The organism is Mucilaginibacter sp. 5C4 (assembly GCF_034345625.1).
Classification (GTDB): Bacteria; Bacteroidota; Bacteroidia; order Sphingobacteriales; family Sphingobacteriaceae; genus Mucilaginibacter; species Mucilaginibacter aurantiaciroseus.
In genome coordinates this window covers 3,197,536-3,218,513 of the sequence record NZ_CP133775.1, presented here as the reverse complement: position 1 = coordinate 3,218,513, position 20,978 = coordinate 3,197,536, and the positions used below count along the sequence as shown (strand labels likewise).

Genomic DNA, 20,978 nt, shown 5'->3' with positions numbered 1-20,978 from the left:
GAGACCCTGCGGCGACAAAAAAGATTTGTTTGTTTATTATCCGTTGACTAAAGTCAACGGCAATGAATGAAATGTTTTGACATCAAGAATAGTTAATGAAGTCTACCGACGTTATCCGCTAAAATAAGCAGCCAACTCCGTTATCCCCGGGCTTTTGCCCGTATTCATATAGATATTCGATGTCGAATTTGCCATCATCAAGGCGGCTTCGGCGGCCAATCCTAACAACATAGCCAAACAATAACCCGCGTTAAAATTATCGCCCGCGCCGGTAGAGATCTTCGGATCGGTTATAAGGGTAGGTTCGTTAATGTAAGTGCCATTATTATCCCAGGCAATTGAAATTTTTGAGTTGTGAATAACAAGTGTATCGATTTTCAACGCAGCAAACAGTTTTTCGCCAATTGACTGCATATCCTCAGGCAGAACATCATCTATGAATGTTCTGTAAAGGATATTGGCCTCGTTTCTATTCAAACTTAATGTTACCTGCCCATAAGTACCAAATTGTTCAATCAATTTTATGGCTGATGTGATAGCCCCCGCGCTGCGTTTAGAGCAATCGGACAGGTCAAAAAAGAATTGCTTTTGGGTTGATTGTGTGCCTGTAAAAACATCGTCCAATAAGCCCTGCCACATGCTGTTGCTATGGTCAAGCTCGCTCCAGTTTACCAGACAAATAAGCTCGGCGTGGGTGAAAACCGCTGTAAGTTTATCCAGCCCGACAGTTTGTTTAATGGTATCCCAATTGGCGTGGTTCAGATCGGTCATTTGGGCAAGCATGATCTTGCCATCGGCAAATTCCATGGCGGTGGTAAAGCCGGGGTTGGTATAGCTGTGCAGTTCGCAATTGGCATGCATGCCTGTAAAAGCCGGGGCAACGGTCGGAACCCCAAATGCGCCAACACAATTTACGCCGATGCCCATGCCTGCCAGTGCGTTCGCCATAATAGGCATGTTGCCGCCAAGTTTTTGTATCAGTTCCTCGCTTTCTAAGCTAAAACCCGAGCCGCTTTTACTGCTGATATAAGTGCCAAACTCGCTAATAGTACGGAAGAATACCGTGCCGTCGTCGTTCTTGTAGTTAACCACTTTTACAATAGAATCTACAAAGCCATCAAACCCGGCGGCAACTTTTTTATTTGCCAATGAGGTGGATGCATTTTGAAGCGCTTGTTGGATATGTTGCAACTTTTCGTCCATATCAGGCACCGTGTTCCAGTTCCGAAGCGGCATCTTTATCCAGTAGAATGAACGCGTTTGATAGCGTTTGTAAAATGGATGCAGGTACTTCAGTACCCACCAAACCCTGCAAACTTTCGTGGATGATATCCGCTTTTTTAGCGCCGGTTGCGATCAGTACAGCTTTGCCAGCTTCTGCCAAATGTTTTAAGCCAAGGGTGATGCCTTCTGTCAACGCGGTTTCTTTAGTGAAATATTTTTGACCTACCTGCACGGTAACCGGGTCTAATTCCGATCTGTGTGCATACAAGTCGAAAGGTGTGCCGGGCTCATTTAAGCCTAAGTGGCCATTCATGCCAATGCCTACCATCATGATATCCAGCCCGCCCTTGCTGCTGATGAAGTTGTTCATGCGCTCGCATTCGGCATCCAGATCTTCTGCCTTGGCATCAAACAGGGTGATGTTGGTTAGTTTGGTATTTAGCTTATCAAAAAAGTTATGCTTTAGATAATATTTACAGCTGCCCTGGTCGTTCTCGTCCATGCCCACCCATTCGTCAAGGCCGATAAAGAAGCTCTGGTTCAGGTCTATTTTGCCATCGTTTGCCCATTGCACGATGTAGTTGAGCATCCCGGTAGGTGAATCGCCCGAAGGGAAACAAATTACAGAAGCGGGCTTTTGAGCCAACTGTTTGGCAACCAGTTCGGCTGCCGCTTTCGACATTTCGTCGTTGGTGTCGTATATTGATATTTTCATTTTAATCTTGTTTTGCGTTAAGCCACAAATCAATAGGGCGGTCAACCTTTGGGGCGAATGGCAGCATTATCTTTTTACCCTGCCCGGCAGATGCATAGGCGGCATATAACATTTCCAGCACGGCACGGCCATCTTCGCCGGTTACCAGCGGGGTTTTATCCTCGCGCACGCATTCTATAAAGTGTTTCAGTTCGTGCGGATAGCCCTGGTTAAACACTTCCTCAAAAATGGTAAAACTCCATCCGGCAGAAGTATCTGCCTTTTCCATCGCGTAGCCATAACCTTCCCGACTATAAGTAAGCGCCGAGCTGCCCATAAAAAGGTCGGCATAAATAACGCCGCCTTTACCGTAGATCTCGCAACGGTCGTCCATGCCGCCGTGTTTGGCCCAGCTGTCTTCGGCAACGCAGGTAACGCCGTTCTCAAATTCAACTATTACCACGGCATTATCCTCGCCTTTGGTACGGGCACCATGGAAAACTGTATCCATAGTGGCATAAACACTTTTAACCTTAGCATTGCCCAGCATCCAGCGGAACCAGCCCATGGCGTGGCAGCCCATATCCATCAGCACACCTCCGCCGGCAAGGTTGATGTCATAAAACCAATCGGTGTGTGGGCCGGAGTGTTTTTCGGCTTGTTTAAGCATGTACACTTCGCCAACGGCACCCTCTTTTACTACCTGCCTTGCACGTTCGTATTTAGGGGCGAAGCAAAGCTCCTCGGCATACATCAGCTTTACATTGTTGGCTTTGCAAACAGCGATCATCTCATCGGCTTCCTCTAAAGTAACGGCAAGTGGTTTTTCGATGATGATGTGCTTGCCCGCGTTTGCGGCTTTAATGGTATTTACAGCATGCAAGTAATTAGGAACGCATATGTCTATTACTTCACAATCTGTTTCGGCAAGTAGTTTATCTACATCATCAAAATAAGCGGGGATATGATGCTTTTCGGCAAAGGCTTTGGCCTTATCTATATTGCGGGCGTAAACGGCTACTATCTCAGCCTCGGGTATAAAGCGCTGGTACGATTCTACGTGGATGTCAGATATAAATCCGGCGCCAAGTATGGCAACTTTGGTTTTAGTCATGTTATAGAGTATTACAGGTATTTCATTTTTTTTAGGTAAGCGACCCAAACTACATACGCCTCGGGTTTAAGGTGCAGGCCTTCAAAGGTATATCCGGCGTCCAGTCGGTTTTGTTTATCGAGGAAGAGCGGATGCAGGTTAATATAAGTATACCCCATGCTTGCCGCCTGCGCTTTGAGCATAGCGTTTACCCGCGGGATATGCTCGGCCTTATCGTAATGCTGCGGAAAGTTTTTGACCGTTGGGTTTAACGGCAGGATGCTTTGTACAAAGATCCTGGTAGCCGGACTACCCGCTTTTACCCGTTTGATGATCTTGAAGTAATTGTAAGCGATCACCGAATCGGGGATATCCTTGCCAATGTCATTGATGCCCAGCAAAATAAACAGTTTTTTGGGCTGGCGGATAATTACATCATCAAGCCTTCTTAGTACTCCGTAGGTGATATCGCCGCCTATGCCGCGGTTTACCACAGTGGTATCATTTAGTAGTTTGGCCCAGTTGCCCATTTCGGTAATGCTGTTGCCCAGGAAGATGATACCGCCTTTGGTTATGGGTTGCTTTTTAAATTGTTCCAGCCGGTCGGTAGTATGGTCGGGTATAAAAGGGATGGTATCAAACAGGTTTTGGTTCGACGGCCGGGTTTGCGCCTGCGCGAAAACAGGCAGTAGCAATAGCAGCAGGATGTATTTCATAATTTGTTTATTGGCGGTTAAAATACAATAATTAGTAATCATTAGATGGCGTTTTTGGTTATTTTTATGCGGTTTTTGGTCAATTATTTGCACTGAAAATCGCTGTTTTTTTTGTTATGAAATAGGGGTTAAATATTATCTTCTGACAAATCGCAAACAATTCTAAATACAATAATGTTGCATTTGTATTATCTTTGCAACATGATCTCGAGGTTAAAAACCATAAAACTGGACAATATTGGAATGACGGCGTCTACGCTTTGTGCTATACATTGCGCGGCGGTACCGGTGTTTTTTACCAGTTTGCCGTTGGTGGGCCTCGGCTTTTTGGCTAACCCCTGGGTAGAGTGGATCATGATCATCACCGCCCTGTTTGTGGGCATCTCATCTATCGGTAATTCTTATTTTAAAGAGCATCACCGCGTGTTGCCATTGGCTTTGCTAATAACTGGCTTTCTGATCATCATCATCGGCCATTTATTTACAAAAGGCTGGATAGAGGCCGTTGTTGTGCCTGTGGGCGGTTTTACCATAGCATTGGCGCATTTCATCAATTACAAATACGCGGGTACTTGCAGGGCGGGCGATAACTTTTTCCACATAAAACACGCGCACAATCATGCACATGAACACGAAAGTCACAAGGCGGCGTAATTGCATTTTTTGTTAGATTTGTATTGAAATGGCACAAGTAAAAAATAACTACCAGTTTGAAGATATGCTGCAGAAGCATAATCTTAAAAAAACTGCGCCGCGGTTAAGGGTGCTGTCCATGATGTATTCCAAAAATACGGCCACTTCGCAGCCCGACCTGGAGAGCGTAATGAATGATATTGACCGCGTTACGCTATACCGCATCTTAAACACGTTCGAGGAAAAAGGCATCATCCATAAAGTATTTGACTTGAACGGTACGGCCAATTACGCCGTTTGCCACTCGGATTGCCGGGAGAACCACCACCACGACGAACACCTGCATTTTAACTGCACCCTGTGTAAAAACGTGTACTGTATTAACGAGCTAAATATGCCAAAGCTTACCCTGCCCGCGGGTTTCGAGGCGCAAGGGTTTACGCTTTATGCATCGGGCCTTTGCCCTAAATGCAGTAAAAAGGAACAGGCTAAAGTGAATTGATTTGCAACAAAATTGCTATTAAACCATTGCGGCAAAAAAAACGTCAAAAAACGACTTTCAATCACCCAAAAACGCACTTTATTTTCCTTATTAATACAATGTTGATTATTTTAGCGTTCCTTAATAAAATAAATGATTAAAAAAAGTATTGGGCCGATATTTTCGGTTAGCATATTGTGTTTTTACTTGCTGCTGTGTTCGTTTACGCCCGCGGCAGATACCATCCAGGCTACAGGCTTTAAACTTAAAACCGTTATTATCGATGCAGGCCACGGCGGTAGGGATGCCGGTGCAAAAGGCTTAACCTCATTTGAGAAGAACGTAACCCTTTCCATCGCCCAAAAATTGCAGAACGCCATCAAGGCGCAGATCCCCGATCTGAGTACCGTAATGACACGCTCTGACGATACCTTTATCGAATTGAGGCGTCGGTCGGATATTGCCAATAAATCGCAGGGCAACCTGTTTGTCTCTATCCATTGTAATTCATCTGCCGAGGGCACCGCCTACCGCGCGCACAAGCAAAGCGGGGTAATGCTGCTGGTTTATGCTTCAAAACGGACCGGGGAACAATTGGAGGCTGTGCGCGAGAATGCATCTATCCTGATCGAAAAAGACCAAACAAAATACGAAGCGTTGGATGCTGCCGACCCGGCTAATGCCATTATCCTGGATGCCTTTACCAAAAAATACCGTAAGCAAAGCATTCGTTTCGGCGAGTTCTTGAACCAGGAATTTACAGAAACTGACGGTCGCCCGTCCATTGGCGTACGCGAGCAAAGCCTTTATGTGCTGGCTAACAGCGGTATGCCCGCGGTGCTTGTAGAAACAGGCTTTATCAATAACCCCGAAGAAGAGACATTCCTAAACTCGGACGAAGGACAGGCGCAGATCGTGCAAACCATTATTCGCTCTATTATGGCTTATAGGGCGGCACAAATGGCGCAGTAAAAGCCTCACCTAATCCTCTCCAAAGGAGAGGACTTTGACCATCAAATCATAATTTCCTTTTTTAGGCCTTCTACTTTAGAGAAGGGTTGGGATGAGGTTAACTTTAACATAAACTTTATTTTAATTTTAAAACTAATATGCATAAAAGGTATATATTAGATAAAGTTAGGGTTGCGGGTTTCGCTCCTTACTGTAACCTGTATACATTTATTTAATGCCTTATTATTACCAGCACTATTCTTTTGATCTGTGGTTAACACTCATCAAATCCGACCCCGAATTTAAAATTCAGCGCGCGCGGTTCTTCCACCAAAAGTTTAATAATACAGGCTTATCGGTTGATGATGTCGCCGGGGTTTTCCGTAAGGTGGACCTGATGTGCAACGCCGTGAACGAGAAAACAGGCAAGAACATTGATGCTGATGAAATGTACCTGATGGTAATCAGCCTCATCAATGGCGATCGGTTAAATATCGATGATATAGACTATCCCGCGCTACACCTGCAAATGGAGGAGTTGCTTTTTAAATACCCGCCCCGCATGTATGCCGATGTAACAATTGATACCCTGCAGCATCTAAAGCTAAAAAGCGGAGCAACTTTTAGTTTGTTGAGCAACACAGGATACATCACCGGGAAAACATTAAGAAAAGTATTGGCACTTTATGTGCTGGATACCTATTTCGATTTTCAGCTGTACTCAGACGAGGCAGGGATGTCAAAACCAAACCCCGAATTTTTTAAGGCGATGCTAAACAACATAGATATATGTAACGGGGGCAAAAACATCCCGCTGAAAAACATTATCCACGTTGGCGATAACCCTAAAAATGATGTTAAGCCAGCCAATGAATTAGGCATCAGCTCCATGCTTATTAATTCAAACCAAAACAGCATTTTAAGCCTTTTAAACTAAGCATGATAACCACTACCTATTCATTACACCATATCCACCACGATGATGCTTTTGGCTTTGATGCCGATGATTATAGCCGTTTTAAGTTTGGCGATGGCGCTGTATCAAAAGATTTTGGTATTGCCCTGGCGGATGGTTTTATAAATGAGTACTTAACCAATAACCCCGTCACCAAACAGATCGTGGTAATCTCGAGCCCGTATTCGTTTATCCCAACGGCAACCTTCGCCATGAAAACCTGGTTTGTTTACCGCCTAAACAATTGGCTGGCAGAGCAGGGCTTACCCGTGGTGCAGGAAACCAAGGTACACCGTACCATAACCTACAAAGAGGATTATGGCGAATTGGATGCCGAGCAGCGTATGAACCTGATAGGTAACGATAAGTTCCATATTGATAAGGAGTTCCTGATTGGTAAAACGCTGGTGTTTTTAGATGATATCCGCATCACCGGCAGCCACGAGCGCATGATCATGAAGATGGTTGATGCTTATGGGCTAAAGAACGACATCCACATGCTGTACTTTGCCGAACTGATCAATAAAAATATCCACCCCAATGTAGAGAACCACCTTAACTATCACCAGGTAAAATCTATTTTTGATTTGGATGGCATTATCAAAAGCGGCAATTTTTGCATCAACACACGTATTGTAAAATACATATTAAACTATAGTTTTGATGGCTTTAGGGTGTTCATCCAAAACCAAACTGCCGATTTTGCAGAACTGCTTTACAATATGGCTTTGGGCAACGGTTACCATACTATAGAGGCGTACGAACAGAACCTTATATTTATAAAAAAACAATTATTAGCCTCACCTAAATCCTCTTTAAGGGAGAGGCCTTTAAAGAGAGGGGTTTTAGAACCCTCTCCTTTGGAGAGGGCAGGATGAGGCTAAATATTAAAGAAAACTTACTTTTTAACAATTATAAAATAACAACATAATGGCAATTAATCTTCAAAAAGGGCAGCGCGAAGCTATCGACGCTCCCAAATTTACCATAGGCTTAGGTTGGGATACCAATACTTCATCTACAGGGGCTGCTTTTGACCTTGATGCATCTATATTTATTATGGGTGATAACAAAAAGATCTTGAGCGACGAGCACTTTGTTTTCTACAATAACCTAAAATCGCCGGATGGCGCGGTTGAGCACACAGGCGATAACCTTACCGGTGCAGGTGATGGCGATGATGAGCAGGTAAAAATAGACCTGAGCATAATTGACCCGCGCGTAACCGAAATTTGCATTGTAGTAACCATCCACGAAGCGGAAAGCCGCCGCCAAAATTTTGGCCAGGTGCGCAACTCGTTCGTACGCATTTTTGATACGGCTACCAACGCCGATATTTTGAAATACGAGCTGGAAGAGGATTTCTCGATAGAAACAGCTGTAGAATTTGGCCGTATTTACAAACGCGATAACAAATGGAAATTTGAAGCAGTAGGCGCCGGCATGAAAGGCGGCCTGCAAGATTATTTAAATAAGTACAACTAAGACGGTCGATAATCAATAGTCCATAGTAAAAATCAGGCTATGGACTATCGACCATCGACTATGGACAACCCTTAACATAAACAAAATTAAATCATGGCAATTAATCTTCAAAAGGGGCAACGCATCAGCCTCGAAAAAACTAACGGCAGCAAACTGCAAAACGTTTGTGTGGGTATAAACTGGGGCGCTATAGAGAAAAAGGGCATATTTGGCTTTGGTGGCAGCAAAGAAGCGGTTGACCTTGACGCCAGCTGCGCTTTGTTTGATGAGAATAAAAAACTGATAGACGTAGTGTACTTCGGTAACCTAAAATCGAAAGACAGCGCCGTAAGCCACAGTGGCGATGACCTTACCGGTGATATGGGCGGCGATGATGGTTTAGATAATGAAGTGATCACGCTTGACCTGGGCGGCCTTAACCCGGCGGTTAAACACGCGGCATTTGTGCTTAATAGCTTCAAAGGCCAGGATTTTGGTACCATACCTTTCGCGTCTATCCGTATTTACGAAGGCACGCCAAAACGTGTGAACGAGATCTTCGCAACGTACGATATTGCCAACGGATCCGACTTTAAGGGCCACGTATCAATGGTGATGGGCATCTTCTACAACAAAAACGGAGAATGGAAGTTTAACGCCATTGGCGAACCAACCAAAGACCGCAAGCTGGAAGAAACCGTGAACACGGTAATGCGTAATTATTTGTAACCGTAGTGACGCGATACTTCGCGTCTTATTGAATGCGGCGATATTGAATGTAGTGACGCGATACTTCGCGTCTTATTGAATATATTTATAAAACGTTTGTCACCGTCCTAAAGGAGACGCGAAGTATCGCGTCTCTACGTAAAAATGTGCCAAACATATATTTTAATCAAAAACAATGGAAACCAACCTAACCAACGAGGGTGCCGGCCTGCCGGATTTTGCAGCTACACCGGCTGCGGCAAGCACTAACACCCCGGTTAAATTAGATAAAGAAGGCAACGTAGACCTAACCAACATTACGCCGGATGAGGTTAAAAAGTTTAGTGAAAAAGGCAAGGACTTAAACCCAAGCGACGTAAACTCGATCCTGAATTATGGTACCGATGTGCAGGCGTCTATGGAGCGTTACAGTAATACTTTCCTTACATCGGTACGTACCTTTGATTCGGGCGAGGTAGGTACTTTAATTACCGACCTGCTGCACGAACTGAATTATATTGATGTGGACGAACTGGAGCAAAACGCTTTTGTAAGGATCATATCCCGCATCCCACTTTTGCGTACCCTGGTTATGGATACCAAAAAGATGTTTGCCAAGTACGACCTGGTGGTTAACAACGTTGACAAGATCACCAATAAAATAAAAGCGGGCCGCGTAAACTCCATTAAAGATAATGCATCGCTGCAAACCATGTTTGATAGCAATGTAGACTACATCCACCAGATGGAAGAGCTTATTATTGCCGGCCAGTTACGCTATGCGGAACTAAACGAGCAATTGGCGGTAATGGACGGCAACCCATCTGCCTACCAGGATTACGAGATTGCCGACCTGCGCGATTACGTGAACCGTTTGGATAAACGCCTTGCCGATTTAAAGGTGGTGCGCTTTATTATGCTGCAATCGCTTGCCCAGATCCGCTTGGTGCAAAACAACAATACCACCATTGCAGAAAAGGCGCAGTCGATAGTATCTACCACCATCCCGGTTTGGAAAAACCAGCTCACCATTGCCGTGGCTTTGAACAGGCAAAAGGCCAATGTAGAGATGCAGAAAAAGATCTCGGACACTACAAATACCATTTTGCTAAAAAACGCCGAGCTGTTAAAAACAAACAGCATAGATGTTGCCCGCGAAAATGAGAAAACTGTGGTATCTTTGGATACTTTAAAACGTACCACACAATCGTTAATTGAGACTTTAACCGAGGTTAAACGCATCCATGACGAGGGGACACAAAACAGGAAAACGCTTAATACGGAGTTGCAAACTTTAGAAACTGAGTTGAAAAAGAATGTGACCAATACACGTTAATTGGCATATGGATGAAAACAGGCTAAACATATTAAATGCGTCCACGCGTGATATCAGCAAATTACAGCTGCTATCGGTTTTTTTTAATAACGACGTTATTTATAGGATTTACCTGCGTACACAAGTTCTGCACCAGCTGTTTCAAACCAACCCCGAACTTGATATTAACCAACTGGAGATGTTTCATCTCCAGTTTACACAAACCCTTATTGATCTGCTTAAGAAGATCAAAAAGAACAATGAGGCCCGGGCCGACCTGCTGCTTGATGAAGTACACCTAAACCACCAGCTGATAGAGCAGATGGAAGGTTCGGCATATAGCGAACAAAGTTATGTGAACGATAAACAGCGGCAGGCGCTAAAAATGAGCCAATCGTTACGCAAACTGTTCCAGGTACTTTCAGATAACTCGGCGGAGTACCCGTTCGCGGCAAATATCAATAAGTTTAGCGCGCATTTTTCGGCCGATTACTTTTACAGCATCTCTACCGAGCTGGTTTACGAGCTGCTGGTTTATAACCCGGCTGATGTTTACTCAAATGAATATGCCACCATACAGCGTAAGCTTATGGGCAGCCTTTGCAAGTACGATTTTAAGATCGAGTTTTACTGCGGCGTAAGGGCAAACGATATTGTACTGGAGGTTTATCGCTTCGCGGATGTAAACAAATATTTCCTGTTTTCGCCGCTGAACAATGTTTTGCTGTTTTGCGATGTAGCCAAACTGGGCGATATTGACCTGAAGAACACCGTGAGCAAACGCGAGCGCATAATGCGCGAACTACGCGATAAGAACGTGCAGCTAACAGGCAAGGCCGGTTTAATAAAAACCAACCTGCCAGAAAACATTACGGCCCTGCTGGCCGAGGACTATAAAAAGATATCTGATGTGAACTTTATGGCACACATGAACGCGTTTGACGTGCAGGCTAATATTTTAAAAACGATGTTAAACACCGATATACTTTAAACTAAACACAATGGATTTTTTACACACCTTACTTGGTGAAGATATAAAGGCAGGCTTGCTAATTGTCTTAAACCTGATCGTTATAGAAAGCCTGCTCTCGGTAGATAATGCCGCGGTGCTGGCTACTATGGTTATCGACCTGCCTAAGGAGCAGCGGAGCCGTGCTTTACGTTATGGTATCATTGGCGCTTACGTGCTGCGTGGGGTATGTTTGTTCCTGGCCGCGTGGCTGGTGAAAATCTGGTGGTTAAAGCCATTAGGCGGCTTGTATCTGCTTTATCTGGCGTTCGATTATTTTAAAGGCAAGCTTGCTAAAAAACATGCCGATGGCGGCGATGAATCGGTAGATAAGAACAAGAATTGGCTGTACAAATCAACCGTTGGGCTTATCGGTACCTTTTGGGCAACCGTGGCATTGGTAGAGCTGATGGATTTAGCCTTCTCGATAGATAACGTATTTGCTGCCGTGGCCTTTACAGATCACGTATTTTTGATCTATACCGGGGTGTTCATCGGTATTTTGGCTATGCGTTTTGTAGCGCAGGCTTTTGTGAAACTGATGGAAAAATTTACCTTCCTGGAAACAGTCGCCTTTATGGTGATAGGTGTGTTGGGTATCAAGCTTACGGCTTCACTGTATGTGCATTTCTTTCCGGAGGCAGGTTTCTCCAAATTTATGGAAGGCGAGACTGCAGATATCGCTGTATCGATATTTACGGTGGCAGTGTTTATTATTCCGGTAATTACGTCAATCCTGTTTAATTTCCCTAAAAAGAACATCATCAAACCCGAAATAGCCGAAGAGGCCGAGGGCGTGTTAGATAAAAGCTAATTGGGCTAAACAATAAAACAGCATGTTATTGCGAGGAGCGTAGCGACGCGGCAATCTCAGCATATCTGCATATCCTATGAGGTTGCCGCGCTATCGCTTGCAATGACATGGTTAATTTTTAATAATGAATAAACTCATCGCATCTATATTTGGTATTGGCTACGTAAAGGGTGGGGGCACGCTTGCCGCTATTGTTACCTGCCCGTTCATCTGGCTTTTGTGGCGGTCTGATATGCATAGTCCGCTGTATTTGTTAGGCGTTACCATTATCATAACCCTGTTAGGCATTTACGTTGGCGACAAAGTAGAACCCGCCTGGGGAAAAGACAGCTACCGCGTGGTGATAGACGAAGTTGCCGGCATGCTGGTAACCATGCTATTTATCCCGCCAAATTTGTATTACCTGTTGATAGGCCTGGTGCTGTTCCGCTTTTTTGATATTGTAAAACCATTGGGTATCCGTAAAATGGAAGCCCTGCCGGGCGGCACAGGTGTTATGATGGATGATGTGCTGGCCGGCGTGTACGGCAATATTGTACTGCAGGTTGTGGTACACTTTGTTAAGTTTTAAGCGATACATTTACGTTGTTCAGCAATAATAATTACCTTAGTTTTTAAACTTTAACCATTATCAAGGTATGTATTTTTTTATCTATGCCGCGCTGTTATTGCTTGCTATACGCCTGCGCAGGTCCATAAAGCTATTACCTATAGCGCCAAAATGGAATACGCCGCTCTATGGCATTACTTTGAGCGCCATTGGTTTATATTTTTTGGTAAATAACCTTGTTCCGAGGGATGAAATAAACGGTATAATCATCGCCATGGTATTATTGGGTGTGGTGCTTTTCTTTAACAAGGAACCCGATTTTAAAGGGTTTGGTGTATTGATAAACGCACATTACCCGTTAATCGCGATAGCCTTAATAGCCAATTTAACAGCGCTGATAAACATTAAGTTCTACAACAAATACGATAACTTTTTTGAGAGTGCACAATTGGCTTCCTTCGGTTGGATCTTCCTTCGCGTAGCAACTTCTAAAAAACAACAAAGCGAACTCAAACGCATCAGCGAGCGTAAAGATGAACTGGAAATTTTAGTTGCCGAGCGTACCACCGAGATCACCAAGCAACGTAACGAACTACAAGAAACTGTAAAAGAACTGCAAGCCACCCAGGCACAATTGATCCAGCAGGAAAAACTGGCATCCTTAGGTGAACTTACCGCCGGCATTGCCCATGAAATTCAAAACCCGCTAAACTTTGTCAATAACTTCTCTGAGGTGAGTATGGAATTGATTGACGAGATGGAAGAGGAAATGGCCAAAGGCGATATGGAAGAAGCCACCGCTATTGCCAATGATATCAAACAAAACCTCGAAAAAATTCGCCACCATGGCAAACGTGCCGATGGCATAGTTAAAGGTATGCTGCAGCACAGCCGTGCCAGTAGTAACGTAAAAGAGCTTACGAATTTAAATACCATTGCCGATGAATATTTCCGCCTGGCGTACCACGGCTTGCGCGCCAAGGATAAGTCGTTCAACGCCGACCTGGTAACCAATTTCGACCCGAATTTACCGGAGATCAACATCGTATCGCAGGATGTTGGCCGCGTATTGCTTAATATGTTTACCAACGCGTTTTACGCCGTGCATCAAAAACAAAAAACGATTGGTGGCGACTTTAAACCGAAGGTAGAGGTATCTACACGGGTTATATCGGCCGCAAATGGTAAAGAGTTAGAGATCACCGTAAAAGATAACGGCAGCGGTATCCCGGATGCTATCAAGGATAAAATTATGCAGCCTTTCTTCACCACCAAACCGGCAGGTGAGGGTACCGGTCTGGGCTTATCTTTAAGCTACGATATTATTGTAAAAGCCCACAAAGGCCATATCAATATCCAAAGTAAAGAGGGCGACGGTACGTCATTTATCATTACCCTGCCTTTGGCGTAACGTTGTTATGCTCTACATGATTTAATTACTTAGCACAAAATTGATTTATCTATCTTTAACCACCATATGAAAATATTAGTTGTAGACGACGAAGCAGACGTTCAGCCGCTTTTTTTACAGCGATTCCGCAAGGAAATAAAAAACCATGAAGTAGAATTTAACTTTGCCCAGTCGGGCGAGGAAGCGCTGGACTACCTAAAGGACAAACATTCGGAGGTGGTGCTCATCCTGTCGGACATCAACATGCCGGGCATGAGCGGGATAGAGTTGCTAACGCACATCCGCGAAGATTTCCCAAACCCGCCACCACCCGTAGTAATGATGATAACCGCCTATGGCGACGACGAAAACTATCAACAGGCGATGGCTAAAGGCGCGGATGATTTCCTAACCAAGCCGCTTGATTTTAATTTACTGAAAGAAAAACTTAAAAACTTATAGCACAATGGCTAAGATACTTGTAGTGGATGACGAGGCCGACCTGGAAGTGCTGGTAAAACAAAAGTTTCGCCGTAAAATAAGGGAGAACGAGTACGAATTTATTTTCGCGGCAAACGGGGAAGAAGCTTTAGTGCGCATCAAAGAGCACCCTGACCTGGACATTATCCTGTCGGACATTAACATGCCCGTGATGGACGGACTTACCCTACTTACCCACCTGCCCGATGCCAACCCGATGCTAAAAGCGGTAGTGGTATCGGCCTATGGCGATATGCAAAACATCCGCACCGCCATGAACCGTGGCGCTTATGATTTTGTGATGAAACCTGTGGACTTTGAAGACCTGGACTTGACCATGCAGCGTACCATTGCCTATGTAAGGCAATTGCAGGCAACCTTTAAGGCCATTAAAGAGAACAACATCCTAAAGATGTATGTGGATGAGAACGTGCTGAATTTTATGGCACACAAGGAGTTTGAAGGCAGCCTCATGAAAAATGAACTGTTGGAAGCTACCGTTATGTTTGTAGATGTTTGCGGTTTTACAGCCATTACCGAGCATATCCCGGCCAACACGGTAGTAAACCTGCTTAACGGCTTATTCGATAAAATTGTAAAAGAAATTATAGCCCAGGGTGGCCACGTAGATAAGTTTATGGGCGATGCTATCATGGCAGTATTCCGTGGCGAGTTCCATTTGGATAGGGCCATAGATGCGGCGCTATCGGTAAAATCCCACCTGGCTGACGAGCCGGAGATAGATGCAGGCAACGGCAAGATCTTTAAACCAAATATTTCTGTGGGTATTAATAGCGGTGAAATGGTATCGGGCAACATCGGTTCGGCCTCCCTAAAACGACTGGATTATACGGTGATAGGCGATTCGGTAAACCTTGCCCAGCGCCTGCAGGGCATAGCCACCGCCGGCCAGATCATCATTACTGAGGATGTTTACCACAAAGCAAAAGAATCGTTCCAGTGCAAAGTGAACGGAGAGTTTGCGCTAAAGAATAAGATAAAGCCGGTTAATACTTACGAGGTGGTGGAGTAATTTGATTTCGGATATAATAAAACCGTAGAGACGCGATACTTCGCGTCTCTCGCATGCAAATCCGATCATGATTTAATAAACGCGATACTTCGCGTCTCCCGCATGCAAATCCGGGCATGGTTAAATAAGACGCGAAGTATCGCGTCTCTACAAAAAAGGCATTTAATGTCTTGCTCTTCTCTTCAAAACCCCACCAGCGGCTTCTTTAATAATACTGGTAAAGATGAACGCTTTAGGGTCTATCTCATGCACCATATTGCGCAGGCGTCTCAACTCTAAACGGGTAACTACGGTAAACACAATATCAACCGGGTGGCTCACGTCAAAGCTTTCTTTCAGGAAACCGCGCTCGCCTTTGTAAACGGTAATACCTCGACTAAGCTGCTTCACCAGCATCTCTTTAATTAATGCGTTTTGGCCGGATATGATGGTTACACCGGTATACTCTTCCAGGCCTTCTATCACAAAGTTGATCATCCGCGATGCGGTGTAATAAGTAATGATAGAGTAAAGGGAGGTGATAAAGCCGACCTCTAAGGCAGCTATCAGGAAGATAATCACGTTGATACCCAATATGATCTCGCTGATGGTAAAGCTAATGCGCTTACCGGTATAAAGTGCTAATACTTCGATGCCATCCAGCGCGCAGCCACCCCGTATAGCTAAACCAATTCCGGTGCCCATAAACACCCCGCCGAAGATTGATACCAGCAATTTATCTGATGTGATTTTATCGGGATAAGGCAAATAAAGCAGGCATAGCGCTAAGCCGATGATAGCCATCATGGTGCGTATGGCAAAGGTTTTATTTACCTGCAACGCGCCCATAATAATGAATGGTATGTTAGCCAGGATAATTACGTAGGCAATGTTAACATGGTAAAGCTCGTGGATCAACAGGGAGATACCCGTTACCCCACCATCAAAAAAGGCATTGGGGATCAGGAAACTTTTTAAGGCAAACCCACAAAACAAAATGCCTACAATGGCATAAAGTGTGTCTATAATTATAGATCGTGTGGTGGTGGCTGTATTCATTTCGGCGATGGAAGTTTTGGTTTGTAAATCTCTTAAATTTTCCTGTTTTTTCGGCTCCCTATTTTTCAATGATGTTGGTGTGAAATAATGGTGGTTTTGTAGGAAGCTAACCTGTGTTTTGTCCCAGTCATTAATATTATCTCCCGATCCAAGCGCCTGCATCTCCTTAAAAAGCTTATTACCTGTGGGGATAAAATCCTGTCGGCCCAAGTAATCCAGATCGGCATCGCAAATGATCTGCTCCAACAGCGTGGTAGGCTGCTGCGGCAACTGGGTTGCCATGATAAGCTTACAAACCTGCTCTATGTAATCCTGATCGTAACCAAACTGTGGTAAAGCCTCCCGGGCAATATGGCAGGAAGCCATTTCATGGTCTTTAACACTTTTGAGGTAGCCGCTGTCGTGGTAAAGGGCGGCTATAAGTAAAAGTTTGGTATCGGGTTCATCTATATCTTCCTGCTGTGCGATGGCAGCGGCAGAACGATATACATCAAGAGTATGGTCGATGTTATGGTAATGGAACTGCACGGGCAATTCGTTCCGCAGCCTGTCTAAAATATATTTACCCTCGGGGCTCTCAACCAGATCCATCATTGTTGCGCTAAGATATTAATTTGAAGGGAAATGCCTCACCTAAATCCTCTCCAAAGCAGAGGACTTTTAAAAGTATTTTCCTCCCTCTCCCTCGGGCCGGGCCGGGGAAAGGCCCCTTTTTGTCATCCCTTTCTGGTTTTGTGACCGCAACGTCATATAACATCAAAATAGGCCTAACAGCATCAAATTCGGCGTATTATTGGATAATATATGCCAAAAACGGGTGTTATATCTACAGAATTACACAAACATGAGCGCAAAAAAAATAGCAGATATAAAATATTCGGTTTTAGACCTTGCTTCGGTAACCGAGGGCAGCACACCCGCAGAGAGCTTTAAAAAAAGCATGGATGTGGCGCAGCTTGCCGAAAAGATTGGCTACACCCGTTACTGGTTTGCCGAGCACCATAACATGATGAACGTAGCCAGTTCGGCAACGTCGGTATTGATCGGTTACATTGCGGGTGGTACTTCCAAGATCCGTGTTGGCTCGGGTGGTATTATGCTGCCAAACCATGCGCCACTTATTGTAGCCGAGCAGTTTGGTACGCTTGCATCGCTATATCCCGATAGGATAGACCTGGGCCTTGGCCGCGCGCCGGGTACCGACCAGGTAACTGCCCTTGCCATCCGTGGCGAAAATTTTAACGCGGCGCATAATTTCCCAAGGGATATTGTAAAGCTGCAAACCTATTTCTCGGCAGATAATGCCAACAGCAAAGTAAGGGCTATCCCCGGCGAGGGTTTAGATGTACCGATATGGATCTTAGGATCCAGTACCGATAGCGCAAAGGTTGCTGCCGCATTTGGTTTACCATATGCGTTTGCCAGCCACTTTGCACCAACTTACTTTAAAGAAGCTATTCAGATCTACCGCGACAACTTTAAACCGTCGGAACATTTACAAAAGCCTTATGTAATGGCTTGTGTAAACGTAGTAGCTGCCGATACCGATGGCGAAGCGGAATACCTTTCTACCTCCGTTAAGCAATTTTTCATGGGTGTAGTAACCGGTAAGCGTCAGTTATTGCCGCCGCCAGTTAAACACATGGACAGCGTTTGGAATGTGTTTGAAGAAGAAGCCGTAATGCAGATGCTGGCCTACTCGTTCATTGGCGGGCCCGAAAAGATCAAGGCAGAATTAAGCGCTTTTGTAGAAGAAACCGGCATCGACGAGATCATGGCAACTACGCATATCTTCGACCATCAATCCCGCATGTACTCCTATAAGGTTTTTGCTGATATTATCCGTACATCGGCTTATGCGCCTATAGCTTAATTACCTAACAGAAAATACTGCCCGCATCTGCAAGGATAGCGGGCTTTTTTGTGGATATATCTCAACATCTTAATAAAAACCTACAACAAACAGGCGTAATAAATGTACTTTAGTCTGTAAAATGCTGTTTATATAATTTACGGCACAATATCTACGAATGAGTAAAGTATTTACAATAACAGAGGGACTTGAAAACTTAGGCGCCATGAGCACCGGTGGGCAGGGCTCGGTATACAAGGGCCGCCGCATGGGGCCTGTACTTACGGCCATAAAACTGCTGCCAACACCTATCCATACCGAAAGTGAGGATGATAAGAACTTCCGTAATTTCCGCAACGAGGTTACCAAGCTGCAAAAGGTAAACGAGCAGCCAAACCCCAACGTGGTGAAGATATTAAGCTCGGGTATTACCGATAGCGGCTCTTTCCCCTACATCGAGATGGAGTACATTGAGGGCCCCGACCTTTGCGAACTGCTGAAACCACCTCACGAAAAGATCTTCATGCTTAAAGAGGTCATCCGCGTGGCAGATCAGCTGGCGAGCGCCCTGGCACATTGCCATAAAGTAGGGGTAAAGCATGGCGATGTAAAAAGCAATAACGTAAAATATAATATCCATACGGGCAATTATGTACTGCTGGATTTTGGCCTTGCGATAATGAGCGAAGAGCAGCGCCGTACCAGCATCCGCCATGCAGGGGCTATCGAATTTATGGCCCCCGAGCAGCACGATGGCAAAATGCTGATGGAAACGGATATATATAGCTATGGCATTATCTTATATGAACTGCTAACCGGCGAAGTGCCGTTCCCGCTTCATGGCGGTGGCGATGCGGGCCGTAACGCGGTGATGCTTGCCCATATAGAAACCCCCGTGCCCGATCTGCTGAACGCCCGCCGTAAATCGTTGCCCGATAGCTGGGACGATGAAATGAAAGGCCACGAAATGCAGGTACCAAAATGGTTGTTAAACCTGATCGCGAAATGCCTGCAAAAAGCACCTAAAGATAGGTTTAGCAATGGTATACAATTGCATGACGCCATAATAAAAGGCAGCATCAGCGCATCTGATGGGTTCGACCTGACGGGAGGGTTAAGCAATGCCGCCCTGCGTAGCGAGAACGAACGCCTGCATAATCAGTTGATGCTTTACCAACAGGCTGGTCCGCCGCCTGCACAGGTTATAGCCGAACCGGTAGAAGATGCATCGCGCGTGTCGCTGTCAAAACCATATTACTATACGGTGATAACATTGCTGGTGCTGTTCATGGGCTTTTCGGTTTACTCGACCTTGTTGAAAAAGCAAGGCCCGCCAAAACAGATCAACCAGGATTCGTTACAGAACAGTGGCGCGAGCAAAGGCGATACAGGCGTAAACTTCGGCTCCAAATTCCCAACGGATAATGCTGCAAAAGCGGATAGCATACGCGTAGCTAAAGATACGGTTGTTAAAAAGCCGGTAGTAATACCGCAAAAGCCCGCGCCTGATACGACCAGAACAGAGCCGGACACAATAAGTAATTAAACCATTAAACATCTGCCGTAAGGCAGTATTTCTAAGATATATAAATGGCATCAACACCAAATTTTTGGCAACGCATAGGGATCCAGGATTGGTTTTTAACCAACGAAAGCACCGAGAAGGCCAAGGCGAAAGCCCTTACGCCAGATACGGTTTACAGCTACATTGTAGAGAAGTTCCGCGATTCTATCAAAGACCTTTCTTTTGCCGACCGGGTGGTGTTTTACCACGAGTTCATCATCAGTTTTAATGCCGATGATTACAAGGAGTTTGTCGCCGATAAGCAAGGCATCTTCGGCCTCATCGTACAGGAAACGGTTACCAAGTTCTACGAGATATTGAAAGAATACCGCGCGCAGGGTAAAACCGTAAAGCCGTCGGGCTCTAAATGGGTGTTCCGTTTGGTATCGCACCCGGATTATGCCCGCGGCGATAAAGGCTTCATCGGTAAATTACTACCGGACAATAACCAAAAAGAGCAGAACCTGCGTGTAACATTCATTCCACGCCAAACGGGTATCGCCCAAACTTTTGATGTAAGCCAGGAAGCTTTAAAAGGCTTTACTTATTACAGCGAAGGTTATTTCGAGATCCCATACGAGGAAGAACTGGAACCCCAGGAAGAAAAGGCCGCCAAGGCGCAAGCCAATATAGCACGACTGGAGACCATTATACCCGATCAGCAATTTGCAGGCAAAAAGGTGGAATATTTTATGACGGATGAAGACCTCATCGTATCCGGCAGCGAAGAAACCCGTGAGGATTCTAACATCTTTACCATCCCGAGCGATTGGGTGAACGCGCCGCACTTGCACATTAGGTATAACAAGGCCGCTGGTAAATTTTACCTGGCATCGTTTGGCGAAATAACTACATTGAATGAAGTTGCGGTTGAACGCAGCGAGATAAATTCGCCAAAATGGGTGGAATTGCCCGTAAACTCGCGCATGTTGCTGAATGGTATCATTGGTTTAAACCTGTTTAAAGGATGATAGGGATGTCGCAAATATTATCTATAGGCCTGTTGGCAATAGG

The 20,978-nt window shown here is 45.0% G+C and carries 22 protein-coding genes; 17 read left to right on the top strand and 5 right to left on the bottom strand.

The annotated features are described in order from the left end of the window. Window positions 1-111 precede the first annotated feature (111 nt). Genes RHM67_RS15100 through RHM67_RS15085 form a run of 4 tightly spaced genes read right to left on the bottom strand, consistent with a single transcriptional unit; the run spans window position 112 to window position 3,727 of the window. Entirely contained in the window at window positions 112-1,236 is a 1,125-nt protein-coding gene (locus RHM67_RS15100) for a hypothetical protein (RefSeq protein WP_322227674.1), read from the bottom strand. After that, on the bottom strand, window positions 1,205-1,939 hold the full coding sequence (locus RHM67_RS15095) for a glucosamine-6-phosphate deaminase (RefSeq protein WP_322227673.1): 735 nt from the start codon (window positions 1,937-1,939) through the stop codon (window positions 1,205-1,207). The genes RHM67_RS15100 and RHM67_RS15095 overlap by 32 nt, the downstream gene beginning before the upstream one ends. A gap of 1 nt (window position 1,940) precedes the next feature. Then, on the bottom strand, window positions 1,941-3,032 hold the full coding sequence (locus tag RHM67_RS15090; RefSeq protein ID WP_322227671.1) for a Gfo/Idh/MocA family oxidoreductase: 1,092 nt from the start codon (window positions 3,030-3,032) through the stop codon (window positions 1,941-1,943). Between the two features lie 11 nt (window positions 3,033-3,043). Further along, window positions 3,044-3,727, bottom strand: coding sequence for a GDSL-type esterase/lipase family protein (locus RHM67_RS15085; RefSeq protein WP_322227670.1), 684 nt, complete (start codon window positions 3,725-3,727; stop codon window positions 3,044-3,046). 201 nt (window positions 3,728-3,928) lie between these two features. Here RHM67_RS15085 and RHM67_RS15080 point away from each other — a divergent pair, with 201 nt between their 5' ends. The 14 genes from RHM67_RS15080 (at window position 3,929) to RHM67_RS15015 (ending at window position 15,510) form a co-directional block, all read left to right on the top strand. Further along, a complete protein-coding gene (locus RHM67_RS15080; RefSeq protein WP_322227669.1) occupies window positions 3,929-4,381 on the top strand; it encodes a MerC domain-containing protein in 453 nt (150 codons plus the stop codon). A 28-nt stretch (window positions 4,382-4,409) separates the two neighbouring features. Further along, the gene (locus tag RHM67_RS15075) at window positions 4,410-4,862 is read left to right on the top strand and encodes a Fur family transcriptional regulator (protein WP_322227668.1); all 453 of its coding nucleotides are present in this window, start codon (window positions 4,410-4,412) and stop codon (window positions 4,860-4,862) included. Window positions 4,863-4,994: 132 nt separating this feature from the next. Further along, the gene (locus tag RHM67_RS15070; RefSeq protein WP_322227667.1) at window positions 4,995-5,813 is read left to right on the top strand and encodes an N-acetylmuramoyl-L-alanine amidase; all 819 of its coding nucleotides are present in this window, start codon (window positions 4,995-4,997) and stop codon (window positions 5,811-5,813) included. A gap of 214 nt (window positions 5,814-6,027) precedes the next feature. Continuing rightward, a complete protein-coding gene (locus RHM67_RS15065; protein ID WP_322227666.1) occupies window positions 6,028-6,729 on the top strand; it encodes an HAD family hydrolase in 702 nt (233 codons plus the stop codon). Window positions 6,730-6,731: 2 nt separating this feature from the next. Next, window positions 6,732-7,625 (top strand): phosphoribosyltransferase family protein, encoded by an 894-nt coding sequence (locus RHM67_RS15060; protein ID WP_322227665.1) that lies wholly within the window; start codon window positions 6,732-6,734, stop codon window positions 7,623-7,625. Window positions 7,626-7,674: 49 nt separating this feature from the next. After that, window positions 7,675-8,232: a TerD family protein gene (locus RHM67_RS15055; RefSeq protein WP_416182875.1), complete on the top strand. Its 558-nt coding sequence runs from the start codon at window positions 7,675-7,677 to the stop codon at window positions 8,230-8,232. A 93-nt stretch (window positions 8,233-8,325) separates the two neighbouring features. Next, window positions 8,326-8,940, top strand: coding sequence for a TerD family protein (locus tag RHM67_RS15050; protein WP_322227663.1), 615 nt, complete (start codon window positions 8,326-8,328; stop codon window positions 8,938-8,940). A 175-nt stretch (window positions 8,941-9,115) separates the two neighbouring features. Beyond that, window positions 9,116-10,255 (top strand): toxic anion resistance protein, encoded by a 1,140-nt coding sequence (locus RHM67_RS15045; RefSeq protein ID WP_322227661.1) that lies wholly within the window; start codon window positions 9,116-9,118, stop codon window positions 10,253-10,255. A gap of 7 nt (window positions 10,256-10,262) precedes the next feature. After that, window positions 10,263-11,225, top strand: a complete 963-nt coding sequence (locus RHM67_RS15040) for a hypothetical protein (protein WP_322227660.1) — start codon at window positions 10,263-10,265, stop codon at window positions 11,223-11,225. 10 nt (window positions 11,226-11,235) lie between these two features. Beyond that, complete coding sequence (locus RHM67_RS15035; RefSeq protein ID WP_322227659.1) at window positions 11,236-12,057, top strand: TerC family protein; 822 nt, start codon at window positions 11,236-11,238, stop codon at window positions 12,055-12,057. Between the two features lie 124 nt (window positions 12,058-12,181). After that, complete coding sequence (locus tag RHM67_RS15030; RefSeq protein ID WP_252756567.1) at window positions 12,182-12,628, top strand: phosphatidylglycerophosphatase A; 447 nt, start codon at window positions 12,182-12,184, stop codon at window positions 12,626-12,628. A gap of 67 nt (window positions 12,629-12,695) precedes the next feature. After that, window positions 12,696-14,018: a sensor histidine kinase gene (locus tag RHM67_RS15025; protein ID WP_322227658.1), complete on the top strand. Its 1,323-nt coding sequence runs from the start codon at window positions 12,696-12,698 to the stop codon at window positions 14,016-14,018. Between the two features lie 66 nt (window positions 14,019-14,084). After that, window positions 14,085-14,459: a response regulator gene (locus tag RHM67_RS15020; RefSeq protein WP_252756569.1), complete on the top strand. Its 375-nt coding sequence runs from the start codon at window positions 14,085-14,087 to the stop codon at window positions 14,457-14,459. A 4-nt stretch (window positions 14,460-14,463) separates the two neighbouring features. Next, window positions 14,464-15,510 carry an adenylate/guanylate cyclase domain-containing protein gene (locus RHM67_RS15015; protein ID WP_322227657.1) on the top strand — a complete coding sequence of 349 codons (1,047 nt, stop codon included), beginning with the start codon at window positions 14,464-14,466 and terminating at the stop codon, window positions 15,508-15,510. 162 nt (window positions 15,511-15,672) lie between these two features. On the opposite strand, the gene RHM67_RS15010 is transcribed toward RHM67_RS15015, so the two are convergent. Beyond that, the gene (locus RHM67_RS15010) at window positions 15,673-17,142 is read right to left on the bottom strand and encodes a YitT family protein (protein WP_322227656.1); all 1,470 of its coding nucleotides are present in this window, start codon (window positions 17,140-17,142) and stop codon (window positions 15,673-15,675) included. Between the two features lie 250 nt (window positions 17,143-17,392). On the opposite strand from RHM67_RS15010, the gene RHM67_RS15005 reads away from it, so the two are divergent. The 3 genes from RHM67_RS15005 to RHM67_RS14995 all read left to right on the top strand — a co-directional run bounded on the left by RHM67_RS15005 (window position 17,393) and on the right by RHM67_RS14995 (window position 20,935). Then, window positions 17,393-18,421 (top strand): LLM class flavin-dependent oxidoreductase, encoded by a 1,029-nt coding sequence (locus RHM67_RS15005; protein ID WP_322227655.1) that lies wholly within the window; start codon window positions 17,393-17,395, stop codon window positions 18,419-18,421. 157 nt (window positions 18,422-18,578) lie between these two features. Further along, window positions 18,579-19,946 carry a serine/threonine-protein kinase gene (locus RHM67_RS15000; RefSeq protein WP_322227653.1) on the top strand — a complete coding sequence of 456 codons (1,368 nt, stop codon included), beginning with the start codon at window positions 18,579-18,581 and terminating at the stop codon, window positions 19,944-19,946. A gap of 44 nt (window positions 19,947-19,990) precedes the next feature. After that, window positions 19,991-20,935, top strand: a complete 945-nt coding sequence (locus RHM67_RS14995; protein ID WP_322227652.1) for a hypothetical protein — start codon at window positions 19,991-19,993, stop codon at window positions 20,933-20,935. Window positions 20,936-20,978: the final 43 nt, after the last annotated feature.

Bases quoted from the DNA above. Each gene is read 5' to 3' on its own strand.
- RHM67_RS15100 (WP_322227674.1), bottom strand. From the start codon at position 1,236: ATGCCGCTTCGGAACTGGAACACGGTGCCTGATATGGACGAAAAGTTG.
- RHM67_RS15095 (WP_322227673.1), bottom strand. From the start codon at position 1,939: ATGAAAATATCAATATACGACACCAACGACGAAATGTCGAAAGCGGCA.
- RHM67_RS15090 (WP_322227671.1), bottom strand. From the start codon at position 3,032: ATGACTAAAACCAAAGTTGCCATACTTGGCGCCGGATTTATATCTGAC.
- RHM67_RS15085 (WP_322227670.1), bottom strand. From the start codon at position 3,727: ATGAAATACATCCTGCTGCTATTGCTACTGCCTGTTTTCGCGCAGGCG.
- RHM67_RS15080 (WP_322227669.1), top strand. From the start codon at position 3,929: ATGATCTCGAGGTTAAAAACCATAAAACTGGACAATATTGGAATGACG.
- RHM67_RS15075 (WP_322227668.1), top strand. From the start codon at position 4,410: ATGGCACAAGTAAAAAATAACTACCAGTTTGAAGATATGCTGCAGAAG.
- RHM67_RS15070 (WP_322227667.1), top strand. From the start codon at position 4,995: ATGATTAAAAAAAGTATTGGGCCGATATTTTCGGTTAGCATATTGTGT.
- RHM67_RS15065 (WP_322227666.1), top strand. From the start codon at position 6,028: ATGCCTTATTATTACCAGCACTATTCTTTTGATCTGTGGTTAACACTC.
- RHM67_RS15060 (WP_322227665.1), top strand. From the start codon at position 6,732: ATGATAACCACTACCTATTCATTACACCATATCCACCACGATGATGCT.
- RHM67_RS15050 (WP_322227663.1), top strand. From the start codon at position 8,326: ATGGCAATTAATCTTCAAAAGGGGCAACGCATCAGCCTCGAAAAAACT.
- RHM67_RS15045 (WP_322227661.1), top strand. From the start codon at position 9,116: ATGGAAACCAACCTAACCAACGAGGGTGCCGGCCTGCCGGATTTTGCA.
- RHM67_RS15040 (WP_322227660.1), top strand. From the start codon at position 10,263: ATGGATGAAAACAGGCTAAACATATTAAATGCGTCCACGCGTGATATC.
- RHM67_RS15035 (WP_322227659.1), top strand. From the start codon at position 11,236: ATGGATTTTTTACACACCTTACTTGGTGAAGATATAAAGGCAGGCTTG.
- RHM67_RS15030 (WP_252756567.1), top strand. From the start codon at position 12,182: ATGAATAAACTCATCGCATCTATATTTGGTATTGGCTACGTAAAGGGT.
- RHM67_RS15025 (WP_322227658.1), top strand. From the start codon at position 12,696: ATGTATTTTTTTATCTATGCCGCGCTGTTATTGCTTGCTATACGCCTG.
- RHM67_RS15020 (WP_252756569.1), top strand. From the start codon at position 14,085: ATGAAAATATTAGTTGTAGACGACGAAGCAGACGTTCAGCCGCTTTTT.
- RHM67_RS15015 (WP_322227657.1), top strand. From the start codon at position 14,464: ATGGCTAAGATACTTGTAGTGGATGACGAGGCCGACCTGGAAGTGCTG.
- RHM67_RS15010 (WP_322227656.1), bottom strand. From the start codon at position 17,142: ATGATGGATCTGGTTGAGAGCCCCGAGGGTAAATATATTTTAGACAGG.
- RHM67_RS15005 (WP_322227655.1), top strand. From the start codon at position 17,393: ATGAGCGCAAAAAAAATAGCAGATATAAAATATTCGGTTTTAGACCTT.
- RHM67_RS15000 (WP_322227653.1), top strand. From the start codon at position 18,579: ATGAGTAAAGTATTTACAATAACAGAGGGACTTGAAAACTTAGGCGCC.
- RHM67_RS14995 (WP_322227652.1), top strand. From the start codon at position 19,991: ATGGCATCAACACCAAATTTTTGGCAACGCATAGGGATCCAGGATTGG.